The organism is Microbispora sp. H10949 (assembly GCF_014161435.1).
Classification (GTDB): domain Bacteria; phylum Actinomycetota; class Actinomycetes; order Streptosporangiales; family Streptosporangiaceae; genus Microbispora; species Microbispora triticiradicis.
Genome location: NZ_JABBWZ010000005.1, coordinates 141,756 through 154,545, shown reverse-complemented (window position 1 = coordinate 154,545; position 12,790 = coordinate 141,756). Strand labels below are relative to the sequence as shown.

General features: G+C 70.6%; 12 protein-coding genes. 10 read left to right on the top strand and 2 right to left on the bottom strand.

What is annotated here, in order from left to right; all coding sequences use genetic code 11:
- Positions 1–28 precede the first annotated feature (28 nt).
- The 6 genes from HHX40_RS14165 to HHX40_RS14140 all read left to right on the top strand — a co-directional run bounded on the left by HHX40_RS14165 (position 29) and on the right by HHX40_RS14140 (position 7,174).
- Positions 29–1,426, top strand: coding sequence for a sugar ABC transporter substrate-binding protein (locus HHX40_RS14165; RefSeq protein ID WP_208758935.1), 1,398 nt, complete (start codon positions 29–31; stop codon positions 1,424–1,426).
- Entirely contained in the window at positions 1,423–2,373 is a 951-nt protein-coding gene (locus tag HHX40_RS14160) for a carbohydrate ABC transporter permease (RefSeq protein WP_111697791.1), read from the top strand. The genes HHX40_RS14165 and HHX40_RS14160 overlap by 4 nt, the downstream gene beginning before the upstream one ends.
- Positions 2,373–3,284: a carbohydrate ABC transporter permease gene (locus tag HHX40_RS14155; protein ID WP_182880955.1), complete on the top strand. Its 912-nt coding sequence runs from the start codon at positions 2,373–2,375 to the stop codon at positions 3,282–3,284. The genes HHX40_RS14160 and HHX40_RS14155 overlap by 1 nt, the downstream gene beginning before the upstream one ends.
- A complete protein-coding gene (locus HHX40_RS14150; protein ID WP_111697793.1) occupies positions 3,284–4,351 on the top strand; it encodes an ABC transporter ATP-binding protein in 1,068 nt (355 codons plus the stop codon). The genes HHX40_RS14155 and HHX40_RS14150 overlap by 1 nt, the downstream gene beginning before the upstream one ends.
- On the top strand, positions 4,351–5,427 hold the full coding sequence (locus tag HHX40_RS14145) for an ABC transporter ATP-binding protein (protein WP_182876814.1): 1,077 nt from the start codon (positions 4,351–4,353) through the stop codon (positions 5,425–5,427). The genes HHX40_RS14150 and HHX40_RS14145 overlap by 1 nt, the downstream gene beginning before the upstream one ends.
- 286 nt (positions 5,428–5,713) lie before the next feature.
- On the top strand, positions 5,714–7,174 hold the full coding sequence (locus HHX40_RS14140; protein WP_182880954.1) for an NAD-dependent succinate-semialdehyde dehydrogenase: 1,461 nt from the start codon (positions 5,714–5,716) through the stop codon (positions 7,172–7,174).
- Here HHX40_RS14140 and HHX40_RS14135 read toward each other — a convergent pair.
- Positions 7,150–7,314 carry a hypothetical protein gene (locus HHX40_RS14135; RefSeq protein WP_182880953.1) on the bottom strand — a complete coding sequence of 55 codons (165 nt, stop codon included), beginning with the start codon at positions 7,312–7,314 and terminating at the stop codon, positions 7,150–7,152. The two genes, HHX40_RS14140 and HHX40_RS14135, sit on opposite strands and share 25 nt — an antisense overlap.
- Between HHX40_RS14135 and HHX40_RS14130 the strand changes: the two genes are divergently transcribed.
- Positions 7,313–8,548 carry an iron-containing alcohol dehydrogenase gene (locus HHX40_RS14130; protein ID WP_182876811.1) on the top strand — a complete coding sequence of 412 codons (1,236 nt, stop codon included), beginning with the start codon at positions 7,313–7,315 and terminating at the stop codon, positions 8,546–8,548. The two genes, HHX40_RS14135 and HHX40_RS14130, sit on opposite strands and share 2 nt — an antisense overlap.
- Positions 8,549–8,665: 117 nt before the next feature.
- Here the strand turns inward: HHX40_RS14130 and HHX40_RS14125 are convergent, their stop codons facing one another.
- Complete coding sequence (locus tag HHX40_RS14125) at positions 8,666–9,754, bottom strand: radical SAM protein (protein ID WP_182880952.1); 1,089 nt, start codon at positions 9,752–9,754, stop codon at positions 8,666–8,668.
- Positions 9,755–9,953: 199 nt separating this feature from the next.
- On the opposite strand from HHX40_RS14125, the gene HHX40_RS14120 reads away from it, so the two are divergent.
- The 3 genes from HHX40_RS14120 to HHX40_RS14110 are packed head-to-tail and all read left to right on the top strand — an operon-like array spanning position 9,954 to position 12,745.
- Positions 9,954–10,877 (top strand): copper resistance CopC family protein, encoded by a 924-nt coding sequence (locus HHX40_RS14120; RefSeq protein ID WP_259403622.1) that lies wholly within the window; start codon positions 9,954–9,956, stop codon positions 10,875–10,877.
- A 26-nt stretch (positions 10,878–10,903) separates the two neighbouring features.
- Complete coding sequence (locus HHX40_RS14115) at positions 10,904–11,407, top strand: hypothetical protein (RefSeq protein WP_182880950.1); 504 nt, start codon at positions 10,904–10,906, stop codon at positions 11,405–11,407.
- Positions 11,408–11,416: 9 nt separating this feature from the next.
- Entirely contained in the window at positions 11,417–12,745 is a 1,329-nt protein-coding gene (locus tag HHX40_RS14110; RefSeq protein WP_182880949.1) for a hypothetical protein, read from the top strand.
- Positions 12,746–12,790: the final 45 nt, after the last annotated feature.

Below are 12,790 nucleotides of genomic sequence, written 5' to 3'. Positions count from 1 at the left end.
GTATCCAAGGCGAATAGGACGACTGTCCGTGCCCGGTCGAACGGCGCGGCTGGCGACGGCGGCCATGTTGGTGGTCACGACCATGGCGGCCTGCGGCGGCGGCGAGGACGACGGCGCGAACGCGAGCGCCCCCAAGGCGCCGGCGACCATCCCGGAGCTCACCAAGGACCCGCTGACGCTCAGCTTCATCTGGTTCGACTGGCCCCCCGCCCACGCGCTGGAGGACTTCGCGAACGCGGAGTACACCAAGGAGCGGTCGAACGTGACCATCAAGGTCAAGACCGTGCCGAACGCGAACTGGCACGACGCGATGTTCACCCAGTTCGCCGCGCGCAAGACCGACTTCGACATCCCGATCCTGGACTCGCAGCACATCGGCGAGGCCGTGACGAACGGCAACATCCTCGACATCACCGACTTCGTCAAGAAGAACATCGATGTCAAGGCCTACAACCCGTACCTCCTGGCGGCCTACGGCCAGTACCCCCAGGCGGAGACCGGGAAGCGCGACGAGAACGCCAGCCTGTACGGACTGCCGTTGCTCGGCGACACCTGGACGATGATCTACCGCAAGGACCTGATCGGCGACAAGCCGCCGCAGACCTGGGACGAGATGATCTCAGTCGCCGAGAAGTGCCAGGCGGACAACCCCGGCGTCAGCGGGCTGGCTTTCCACCAGGCCAACGGCTCCGACGCCGCGGCCGTGACCTACAACACGGTCAACGGCGTCTACGGCGGCAACCTCTGGGACGCCAAGTCGCGCAAGATCGACGGCGTCGTCAACGACGCCGCGGGCCAGGAGGCGATGGACGTCCTGGTCAACAAGATGAAGCCGCTGACCGCCAAGGGCTCCGGCAACTGGTTCATCGACGAGGTGAACGCGGCGGTCGCCCAGGGCAAGGCATGCATCGCGTTCAACTGGATCGCCGCGAGCGGCGGCCTGCTCGACCCGAAGCAGTCGACGCTCGGCACCACGCGGGAGCAGATTCTCGACAAGCTGGGTTTCGCCCCCCTGCCGAGCCAGAAGACGAACCTGGTGCCTCTCGGCGGCATGGGGATGCACGTGTCGGCCTACTCCCCGAAGGCGAACCAGGCGGAGGCCCTGAACTTCATGAAGTGGTTCGAGCGGGCTGACATCCAGAAGAAGTGGGCCGCCGCCGGCGGCGTTCCGTCGCGTACGGACGCCCTGGAGTCGCCCGAGTTCCTCAACGCCGGGCCGTTCAACAAGGTGTACACCGACTCGGTTTCGCGGATGCGGGACATGTGGAATGTGCCCGAGTACGCGCGCCTCATCGACATCGAGAACACCAACGTGAACGCGGCTCTCAACGGCGCGAAGAAGCCCAAGGACGCGCTCGACGACATCGCCAAGGAGCAGCAGGCCGTGCTCGACTCCAGCGGCCGCAAGGGCGGCGGCGGACTGTGAGTGAGTCCGCTCCTCTGACGATCGACCAGCCCGGGCAGGCGGCGTCCGCTACGCCGCCTGCACCGGGCCGGTCCCGCCGCCTAAGCGACCGCTGGCTCGCCGGGGCCTTCATCTCCCCCGCGTTGCTGCTGTTGCTCGCGATGTCGGTGTTCCCGTTGCTGTGGGCGTTGTACCTGTCTTTCACCGACTACTCGGCCACCCGCGGGGGGCCCGCCCATTTCGTCTGGTTCGAGAACTACACCGCCATCCTGACGTCGGCGCAGGTCCACCTGAGGGCCTTCACGACGTTGATCTACGTGGTCGGCGCGGTCGCCCTGCAGACCACGCTCGGTTTCACCATCGCCTACCTGATCTCGCGGCGCACGCACGGGCGGGGACTGCTGACCACTCTGTTCCTGGTTCCGATGATGCTGTCGCCGGTCGTGGTCGGGCTGTTCTGGCGATTCATGCTCGACGCGCAGTTCGGCGTGATCAACAGCATGCTCGGCTCGCTCGGCCTGGGGCAGGTGGAGTGGCTCACCCAGCAGGGCACGGCACTGCTTTCCCTGATCGTGGTCGACACCTGGCAATGGACGCCGTTCATCATGCTCATCGCACTTGCGGGCCTTACCGCGGTCCCCAAGTACCTGTACGAGGCCGCCTCGATCGACCGGGCGTCCGAGTGGTTCCGGTTCCGCACCATCACTCTTCCGCTGGTGTGGCCGCTGCTCCTCATCGCCGTGTTGTTCAGGGCCATCGAGGCCTTCCGGCTGTTCGACCTCGTCTACATCCTCACCAGCGGAGGTCCGGGGGTCTCCACCGAGACGTTGTCGTTCCACGTCTACAAGGTCGCGTTCCTGGGCTTCAACACCGGAACCGCCTCGGCGTACGGGATCCTCATGGTCCTCATCGTCCTCGTCCTCACGCAGCTCTACCTGCGCTACTTGAACAAGCTCAAGGAGGACTGATGGCCGTCTCCGTTGACGAGGCCGTGTCGGCAGGTCCTGACCGGGATGACACGCCCCCCACGCGGCGCCGTGGCGGCCGGGGCCGCTCCGTGCTGGAGGTCGCGCTGCTGACCGTGCTGGCCGTCGTGATGCTCTTTCCGGTGCTGTGGATGATCGAGACGTCCATCAAGGAGAACCGGGACGTCTACGCCATCCCGGCCAAGTTCTTCGACTTCAAGGTCACTCTGGACCATTTCAAGGACGTGTTCGCCGGCTCCGGCGGCGGTCGCTCGGCCTTGTCCGTCTCGTTCCTCAACTCCGTCGTGGTCGCCGGGGTCTCCACGGCGCTGGCCACCGTGCTGGGGGTCCCGGCGGCCTGGGCCTACTCACGCTTCTCCGTGAAGGCCAAGAAGGACCAACTGTTCTTCATCCTGTCCACCCGCTTCATGCCGCCCGTCGTGGTCGTGATCCCGATCTTCCTCATGTACCGCCAACTCGGGCTCATCGACAACAAGCTCGGCCTGATCCTCATCTACACCGCGTTCAACGTCCCGTTCACGATCTGGATGATGAAGGGGTTCGTCGACGAGGTGCCCGCAGAGTACGAGGATGCCGCCATGCTCGACGGCTACACCCGCCTGCAGGCGTTCTGGAAATTCACCCTTCCCCTGCTCCTGCCCGGCATCGCCGCGACGGCGGTCTTCGCCCTCATCTTCTCGTGGAACGAGTTCGTGTTCGCCATCTTCCTCACCTCCAGCGACAGCGTGCGGACGGCCCCACCCGCCATCGCCGGCCTCATCGGTGGAACCACTGTGGACTGGGGTCTCGTGGCCGCCGCCTCCGTGGTGTTCGCCCTACCGGTGCTCGTGTTCGCCTACCTGGTGCGCAAGCACCTCGTCGCCGGTGTGACGCTCGGGGCGGTGCGACGCTGATGGCGGGCATCGAGGTGACCACCCTGCACAAGCGCTACCCGGATGGGACGGTCGCGGTAGAGCACGTGGACCTTTCCATCGGCGACGGCGAGCTGTTCGTGATGCTCGGCCCTTCGGGTTGCGGCAAGACGACCACGCTGCGGGCCATAGCCGGCCTGGAGAGGCAGACGTCGGGCGACATCCGCATCGGCGACACGCTGGTCAACGACCTGCCGCCCGCCGAGCGCGACATCGCCATGGTGTTCCAGTTCTACGCTCTCTACCCGCATCTGAGAACCCGCGACAACCTGGCGTTCCCACTGCGGGCCGAGGGACTGCCCAAGGCGGAGGTGCAGGAGCGGGTCGACGAGGCCGCCCGGCTGATGCGGCTCGGTCCGCTCCTGGACCGGCGACCGCACCGGCTGTCCGGCGGGGAGCAGCAGCGCGTCGCGCTTGCTCGCGCCCTGGTGCGACGACCGCGCGCGTTCCTCATGGACGAACCCCTCACCAATCTGGACGCGGAGCTGAGGGCGGACATGCGCACGGAGATCAAGCACCTGCAGGGGGAACTGGGGACGACGATGGTCTACGTCACCCACGACCAGGTCGAGGCGATGTCGCTCGGTCACAGAATCGCCATCCTCAACAAGGGCCGCGTCGAGCAGATCGGCACGCCGCTGGAGGTCTACGACCGTCCGGCGAGTCTTTTCTGCGCCGCGTTCATCGGCTCCCCTCCGATGAACCTGATCGAGGTGGAGGTGGCCGACGGGAAGCTGCGCAGTCAGGGCGGACTGGTCCTCACGCCACCGCCAGGCCTGCCGCGCGACCGTCGCCTGGTCGCAGGCGTCCGTCCGGAGGCGCTGGAAGTCACAGAACCAGGGGCGGAAGGTTCGGTCCCGGCCCGCGTGGTCTCGGCGGAGTGGCTGGGCGACGAAATCATCTACGTGGTCGACCACGGCGGCCAGCGCGACGTACGAGTTCGGATGGCACCGACCGTCCGTTTCGCTGCTGACGCACCGGTCGGGCTGCGGCACACCGGCGGGCCCCCGCCGGTCTACGACGTGGACACGGAAGAGCTGGTGGCCTGATGGGAACCGTGGCAGTACACGGGCTGCGCAAGTCCTTCGGCAAAGTCCAGGCCCTGGACGGGGTGACGCTGGACGTGCCGGACGGCTCGTTCTTCGTCGTGCTCGGGCCCTCCGGGGCAGGCAAGACGACGACCCTGCGAGCGATCGCCGGCCTTGAGAAGCTTGACGCCGGGTCGGTGCACCTGGACGGGAGGGACGCGACCGGTGACACCCCGGCCGCACGCGACCTGGCCATGGTCTTCCAGAGCTACGCCCTCTACCCGCGACGCACGGCGTACGAGAACATCGCTTCGCCGCTGCGGGCCCGCCGCTGTTCTTCGAGCGAGATCGCCGCTGCCGTCGAGCAGATGTCGAGCCTGCTGCACATCGAACGTCTGCTGCAGCGTCGTCCCGCGCAGATGTCGGGCGGTGAGATGCAGCGTGTCGCCCTGGCCCGGGCGCTGGTCCGTCGCCCGCGCGCGTTCCTCATGGACGAGCCGCTGACGAACCTCGACCTCAAGCTCCGCGTCGAGATGCGCACCGAGCTCACCCGCATCCACCGGAGCCTCGGCGGAACCTTCGTCTACGTGACCAACGACCAGGTCGAGGCCCTGTCCATGGCCGACCAGGTCGCGGTCCTCAAGGAGGGGAAGGTGCAACAGGTCGGAACGCCGACCGAGGTGTACGAGCGCCCGGCCAACCAGTGGGTCGCGGGCTTCGTCGGGAGCCCGTCGATCAGTCTGCTCGCCTGCCACGCCGAGGGAGATCGTCTGGTCGGGGCGGAAGGCTGGACGCTGCCGCGGCCCCGCTGGACCACGGCCGAGGACCGTCGTCCGCTGCTGCTGGGCCTGCGTGCGGAGGACCTGTCCGTCGAGCGGCGTGGGGACACGTCGTTGCCGGGTGAGCTCTACGGCCTTGAGCCGCTCGGTGACCGAACGGTGGTCGACGTCCAGGTGGGGACGGAGATGCTCAAGGTCAAGGCACGACCCACCTTCACCGCCACGCCGGGCGAGCGGCTGCATGTCACGGTCGACCTGGACCGTGCGCACCTGTTCGACGCGGGCACCGGGCTGGCGCTGTCCGAGACCGGGAGGTAACCGCCCGGGAGGTAACAGCACAGGGCGGCGACGTCACCATGCGCCCGCACGTGGCGATCGAGCCTCGGCGCCACGGATGAGCACGGCCTGACGACGCCGAAGCGGCCATGGCCCGAGAAGGCGATCGGTGGCGCGGGGCGTCGCCCTGCGGCCGGGGCCAGGGCCATGTTCGACCCGCCCGGCAGCCCCGGCCCCGACGAGGCCGGGTGACCCGATCGTCAACGCGCGTGGCGCGATCGCCCAGGTCACACCGGACATCACCAAGAACATCACAGGAGGCGACGCAATGAGTGACCCGATGAACGTCCTGGCCCCCGAGCACCGGCGGCTCCGGATCGGCGACGCCTGGCGCGACGCCGCCGGCGGCGCCACCTTTGCCGTCGAGGACCCGGCCACCGGCAAGACCATCGCCGAGGTGGCGGACGCCGGCGTCGCCGACGGGCTCGCCGCTCTGGACGCGGCGAGCAAGGCGATGGCGGAGTGGGCGGCGACCCCGCCGCGAAAACGGTCAGAGTTGCTGACCGCGACGTACCGGGCGCTGACCGAGCGATCCGAGGAGGTCGCCCGGCTGATAACGCTCGAGATGGGCAAGCCGCTCGCCGAGGCTCGGGCAGAGGTGGCCTACGGCGCCGAGTTCTTCCGTTGGTTCGCCGAGGAGGCGGTGCGCGTCGAGGGGCGCTACAACACCGCTCCCAATGGTGGATATCGCATCCTCACCGTCCCGAAGCCGGTCGGACCGTGCGTCTTCGTGACGCCCTGGAACTTCCCGTTGGCGATGGGCGCCCGCAAGATCGCTCCTGCGCTGGCGGCGGGCTGCACGACGATCACCAAGCCGGCCGCCCAGACGCCACTCACCATGCTGTTCCTCGCCCGCATCATGGAGGAGGTCGGCGTTCCCCCGGGCGTCGTCAACGTCGTGACGACCAAGCGTTCCGGCCAGGTGGTCTCGGCACTGCTGGCCGACCGCCGGACCCGCAAGCTTTCGTTCACCGGGTCGACCGAGGTCGGGCGCGTGCTGCTACGACAGGCGGCGGACAACGTGCTGCGCACCTCCATGGAACTGGGCGGCAACGCGGCCTTGATCGTGTGCGCCGACGCCGACCTGGACGTCGCGGTCGACGGTGCCATGGTGGCCAAGATGCGCAACATCGGGGAGTCCTGCATCGCGGCCAACCGAATCTACGTCGAGGAGCCGGTGCGCGAGGAGTTCACGGCGCGCTTCGCCGAGCGGATGGGCGCGCTCTCGGTGGGCCATGGCCTCGACGACGGCGTGGACGTCGGGGCGTTGATCGACGACGCCTCGGTCACCAAGATCGACGAGCTCGTCGCCGACGCGGTCGACCGCGGCGCCCGTGTCCTGCTGGGCGGCGAGCGTCCGGACGGGCCGGGCCACTTCTACCCGCCCACGGTCCTCGTCGACGTGCCCGAAGACGCGCGGATCCTGGAGGAGGAGATCTTCGGCCCGGTGGCGCCGATCATCTCGTTCACGTCCGACGACGAAGTGATCGCGAAGGCCAACGACACCGAGCACGGCCTGGTCGGATACGTCTTCACCCGTGACCTCCAGCGGGCGCTCCGGTTCACCGAGGGGCTGGAGACGGGGATGATCGGCATCAACCGTGGCCTCATCTCGGACCCGTCAGCTCCGTTCGGAGGCGTGAAGCAGTCGGGGATCGGCAAGGAGGGGTCGCACGAGGGCATCCTCGAGTACCTCGACGTCACCTACGCGGCGATCGACCTGCCGTGACCGGCCCCGTCCGAGCCCGGGAGCCAGGCCCGCGCCCGCGCCACCCGGCAGCCAGCCCTGCCGACGCCGTCCCGGTCTCGCAGGTGACCTGGACGTCCGCCCAGCACATCACCGCCGACGTTCCAGAGAGGCACTGACATGCTTGAGACCGTCCGCGGACCACGCCAGCTGATAGTGGGCGAAGGGGTCGCGCAGAACATCCCACGAGTGGTGGCCGAGTGTGGCTCGCGGGTCCTCATCGTGACCGACCGGGTTCTTCTGGGGCAGCCGGGCGTGGCCGAGATCGTGGCCGCCGTGCGGGAGAAAGTCGCAGTCGTCGGGGTATTCGCCGACGCGACTCCGGACGTGCCACTCACCGACGTCGCCCTGGGCGTCTCGGCCGCCGCAGAGGTGGACGCCGACGTGATCCTCGCCATCGGGGGTGGCACGGTGATCGACCTCGCCAAAATCGTCGGCGTCATCCGGCGCCACGGTGGGACTCCGCGCGACTTCTACGGCGAGTCGAAGGTGCCGGGGCCGACGATTCCTCTCGTCGCGGTCCCGACGACGTCAGGCACCGGCTCCGAGCTCACCCCCGTCTCGGTGTTGACCGACCCGGACCGCGAGCTGAAGGTGGGGGTCTCCAGCGTCCACATCGTGCCCGACTTCGCCATCGTCGACCCCGAGCTCACCTACACCTGCCCTGCGACCGTCACCGCCCACTCCGGCATCGACGCGTTCTGCCACGCGGTGGAGAGCTACACCGCGCGACCCCGGCCCCACGGACCGCGCGACCCGGTGGAACAGGTCTTCCTCGGCCGCAACCCGATCACCGATCACTACGCGCTCCTGGCCGCGGAGCGGATCGCCCGCAGCTTGCCCCGTGCCGTCAAAGACGGAGGCGACAAGGACGCGCGCGCGGACATGTCCTATGCGTCCATGCTCGCCGGGATCGCGTTCTCCCACGCGGGCAACGCGGCTCCGCACGCTCTCCAGTACCCCATCGGCGCAGCCACCCACACGCCGCACGGCCTGGGCGTCGGACTGCTGCTGCCCTACGCGCTGGACGCGGCCAGGGATGCCATCAGCGACCGGTTGGCCGTCCTCGCCAGGGTGTGCGGGCTCGACGTGACCGACGCCTCGGATGCCGAGGCCGCAGACATGTTCCTCACCTGGCTCCACGGGCTCCTCGCCGACATCGGCATCCCTGCCACCCTGGCGGACATCGGCGTGGCACGCGCCGACCTCCCGCGCTTCGCGGAGATGGCCACCGGCGTCACCCGCCTGATCCAGAACCATCCAGGCCCGACCGACACCGCCAGCCTGACCGCGATCCTCGAAGCGGCCTGGACCGGGGACCGGACCCGACACGTCCTGACTCCGGAGCAGAGATAAGGGGGAGCCGGCGCCGACGACCGCCGGGGAGGAGCGCGGCCCGAGGCCGGGCCGCGCCGAGGCAAGGGCAGGGGCGGACGGGGACCAGCCGGCGGCGAGGCGCGGAGTGACGCGTGCTCAGACGAGGGCGAGCTGGCGGTCGGGAGACCGGCGCCGGCGCCAGCGCCGGGCCTGGCCGCCGACGCCGTAGGTCTCGGCCAGCGCCCGCACCTGCTCGGCGATCCGGCGGCGGTAGCCCTCCTCGGCGACCTGGCCCTTGCCGTACAACGCCTGGTAGCGCGGCACCAGGCCGGGGTGCTCGCGCTCCAGCCAGCCCAGGTATCCCTCACGCACCCCGGACGGCAGGCGCAGCACGACCGGCGTCACGCTGACCGCCCCCGCCTCCGCCGCGCGCCTGACCGTGGCCAGCAGATGATCGCTGGAGTCGGTCACGAGCGGCAGGATCGGCGCCATCAGCACCCCGCAGGGGATGCCGGCGTCGTTCAGCGCGGCGCAGACCTCCAGCCGCCGCTGCGGCGTCGCGGCCCCGGGCTCCACGGCCCGCCGCACCCGGTCGTCGACGAAGCCGACCGACACCATCACACCGACCTGGGTCACCTTCGCGGCGTCGCGTAACAGGTCCAGGTCGCGCAGGATCAGAGGGCTCTTGGTCAGTACGGTGAACGGGTTGGCCGCGTCGGCCAGGGCCCGCACGACGCCCGGCATCAGGCGGTAGATCTCCTCAGCCGGCTGGTAGCAGTCGCCGGTGAGGCCGAGCGCGACCGGCTCGCCGCTCCAGCGCGGGGAGGCGAGCTCACGGCGCAGCCGGCGGGCCAGGTCGGTCTTGACGACGATGCGGGTGGAGAAGTCCCGGCCCGGATCCAGGCCGAGGTAGCGGTGCCCGCGCCGGGCCGCGCAGTAGCCGCAGCCCGCCTCGCACCCGCGGTAGGGGCTCGCGGCCCAGGTGAAGGGCAGCTCGGCGGCGTCGGGCACACGCTCCAGCGCGGCGCGCGCGGGCACCTCGTAGCAGGTGATGCCGTCGAACACACGTGTGACGGCCTGCCGCTCGATGCGCGGGCGGGCGGGGCCCGCGCCGACGATCGCCTGCTGCTCGGCGCCGGTGATCGCCTGCTGCTCGGCGCTGACGGTCGCATGCCGCTCGGCGGGCCGCACCGTGCCCTGGTCCCCGGAGCCGGCGCCGGGGCGGGAAGTGGCGTCGCGACGCATGAGGATCAGTAGAACACGCATTCGACCCTCACGCCAAGTACCCACGCCCGGCCCAGGCGCGGCATCGGGGGAGGGCCGGGAGCGCATCGATCCACTTTCGTTGCGAACGCATGAAGTTCTGTTCATCCACGTCATAAGTGGCTAATCTCGTCGCATCGCCCCAGCCCGGGGGCCACACCCATGGAGAGCGGACGTGACGATGGCACGGTGGTTGGGCCGGTTGCTCCTGCCGGTCGTCGTCGGCGTGCTCACCTTCGCCGCCCTGGCCGTTCCCGCCTCGGCCCACGGCCAGCTCGCGATGTCCACCCCGGCCAAGGACAGCACGGTGAAGACGCCGCTGGAGTCGCTGCGGCTCTACTTCACCGAGGCGCCCGCCCCGAACGCCTACTTCACCGTCACCGCGCCCAACGGCGCCCGCGTCGACCAGACCTGGACACACGGGCAGCCGGAACGGCTCGACAAGCCGGTCCAGGAGTACAACCTCGTCAACGGCGTGTGGGAGCCGAGCGTCTACAACACCGGATTCCCGGCGGTGATCCCCGTCGCCTACTGGCCCGAGCAGGGCGAGTACGTCGTCCACTACCTCTCGATCGCCTCCGACGGGGAGCCCGTCAAGGGAGAACTGCGCTTCACCTACAAGGGCAGGACCTCGGCGCCGCCCAAGGGCTGGCGGGCCCCCACCAACGAGCCCGACGCCATCCTGCTCGCCTCGGCCGAGCCCGGAAGCGCCACCACCGCCGACGCGACGCCCCAGAGCGGCGACGGCGCGCTGGGCCCCGTGGCCCCCTCCCAGGCGAGCACCGGCTCCGCCGCGGGCCCTGCCGCCGTACCCGAGACCGGCGCCGCCACGGCCCCCGCCGCGCGGACGGCGGCGGGCCAGGACGACTCCGGCACCGGCCTGTCGGTGTGGCTGGTGCCCGCGCTCCTCGTCGTGGGAGCGGGCGCCCTGGTGCTGCGCGCGGCGCGGCGGTCCGCCCCGTCCACCGGCGCCGCCCCCGCGCGTACGGCGGCCGCGAAGGGCCCGGCGGCCAAGCGGCCTTCCGGGCGCCCCCGGCCGAAGACCCCCACGAGTTCGTCCCAGTCGCGGACGGCGAACCGCCCCAGGTCCGCCAAGCGGCGCTGAACCACCCACACCCCCGGAGAAATGTCGTGACGTTCACCCCTGCCCGGCACCACCGCGCCCGGCGACGCCCGCTGCTCGCCGCGCTCCTGATCGGCGTGACGCTGCCGATGACGGTGTCGGCCTGCGGCGAGTCGGGCACCGCCGAGCCCGCCGCCGCACCCACCACCGCGTCGTCCACCGAAGTGCCCGCCCCGGCTGCCACGGACGCGGCGACCGACGCGGCGACGGAGCCGGCCGGGTCCGCCACCGACGCGCCCGCCGACGCGGACGTGAAGGAGATCGACGTCACGATCAGCGGCCGCAAGGTGACGCCGCCCCCGGGACGCATCGAGGTGGACAAGGGGCAGCGGGTGCGCATCACCGTCACCGGCGACGCGGCCGACGAGGCGCACCTGCACGGGTACGACAAGGAGGCGGAGCTGAAGCCCGGCACCCCCGCCACCATCGAGTTCACGGCCGACGAGACCGGCCTGTTCGAGATGGAGACCCACGAGTCGGGACTTCAGCTGTTCCAGCTCGTGGTGCGGTAGGCCCGTCTCATGCTCCTCGCGCACGGGGTCGGCGGACGCCAGGACCTGCCGATCCCGTTCCCGGCCGCGCTGACCGGCGCGGCGCTGGCGTTGCTGGTGTCGTTCGTGGCACTCGGCGCGCTGTGGAAGGAGCCGCGGCTGGGCGGCGGCAACCCGCACGCCCGCACCCTGCCCGGCGCGCTCCAGCGGGCCATGGCCACACCGGCCTGGGGCTGGGCCTGGCGGATCGCCGGGCTCCTCGCCGCCGCCTACTTCTGCGTCGGACTGGTCTTCGGCCCCGACAAGGCCGACAACCCCACGGCGGGCGCGTTCTACGTCCTGTTCTGGGTCGGCCTGGTGCCGCTGTCGCTGCTGTTCGGCCCGGTGTGGCGCGCCCTGAACCCGCTGCGGACGCTGCACCTGCTGGCCTGCGCGGCTCTGCGGCGCGACCCGGATGCCGGCCTGCGCCCGCTGCCCCCGGGCGTCGGCTACTGGCCGGCCTGCGCCGGGCTGTTCGCCTTCGTCTGGCTGGAACTCGTCGCCCCCGAACGGGCCACCCTGCCGGTGATCGGCGCCTGGCTCGCGGCGTACGCCGTGATCATGCTCGGTGGAGCGGTCGTCTTCGGCGCCCGGTGGTTCGGCCACGCCGACCCGTTCGAGGCCTACAGCGGCCTCGTGGGCAGGCTCGCCCCGGTGCACCGGCGCGACGACGGCGTCGTCGCCTGGCGCAACTCGCTCGACGGCATGGCCGGGCTGCGGCCGGCGCCGGGACTGACGACGCTGGTGGTCGTCCTCCTCGGCTCCACCATGTACGACAGCCTGTCCAACGCGCCGATCTGGGTGCGGTTCACCCAGGAGAGCCCGATTCCGGCGGCGGTCACCGGCACCGCCGGGCTGCTGGCCGTCATCGGCCTGGTGCTCGCGGCGTACCGGATCGCGACCGCGCTCGCCGGCCGATGGGGCGCGGCCGTTCCCGGAGCGACGGCCGGGGGGACGGCGGGGGAGATCGCCCACTCGATCGTGCCGATCGCCGTCGGGTACGTGATCGCCCACTACTACACGCTGTTCCTCCTGGAGGGACAGCGGACCATCGCGCTGCTGTCCGACCCGCTGGACACCGGCGCCAACTGGCTGGGCACCGCCGGCTGGAAGATCCAGGCGCTCGGCACCACCCCCGCCGGAGTCGCCACCCTCCAGGTGACGGTGATCGTCATCGGTCACGTGCTGGGCACCGTGCTGGCCCACGACCGCGCGCTCGCCCTGTTCCCCCGGCGGACCGCCGTCATCGGGCAGGTCCCCCTGCTCGTGCTGATGGTGGTCTACACCGTGGTGGGCCTGCTCCTGCTGTTCGCCGCCTGAACCCGGGGCGGGAGCGGCTGTCCTGCCGCCGTTCCCGCCCCGGGT

Bases quoted from the DNA above. Each gene is read 5' to 3' on its own strand.
- HHX40_RS14155 (WP_182880955.1), top strand. From the start codon at position 2,373: ATGGCCGTCTCCGTTGACGAGGCCGTGTCGGCAGGTCCTGACCGGGAT.
- HHX40_RS14150 (WP_111697793.1), top strand. From the start codon at position 3,284: ATGGCGGGCATCGAGGTGACCACCCTGCACAAGCGCTACCCGGATGGG.
- HHX40_RS14145 (WP_182876814.1), top strand. From the start codon at position 4,351: ATGGGAACCGTGGCAGTACACGGGCTGCGCAAGTCCTTCGGCAAAGTC.
- HHX40_RS14140 (WP_182880954.1), top strand. From the start codon at position 5,714: ATGAGTGACCCGATGAACGTCCTGGCCCCCGAGCACCGGCGGCTCCGG.
- HHX40_RS14130 (WP_182876811.1), top strand. From the start codon at position 7,313: ATGCTTGAGACCGTCCGCGGACCACGCCAGCTGATAGTGGGCGAAGGG.
- HHX40_RS14135 (WP_182880953.1), bottom strand. From the start codon at position 7,314: ATGTCAGTGCCTCTCTGGAACGTCGGCGGTGATGTGCTGGGCGGACGT.
- HHX40_RS14125 (WP_182880952.1), bottom strand. From the start codon at position 9,754: ATGCGTCGCGACGCCACTTCCCGCCCCGGCGCCGGCTCCGGGGACCAG.
- HHX40_RS14120 (WP_259403622.1), top strand. From the start codon at position 9,954: ATGGCACGGTGGTTGGGCCGGTTGCTCCTGCCGGTCGTCGTCGGCGTG.
- HHX40_RS14110 (WP_182880949.1), top strand. From the start codon at position 11,417: ATGCTCCTCGCGCACGGGGTCGGCGGACGCCAGGACCTGCCGATCCCG.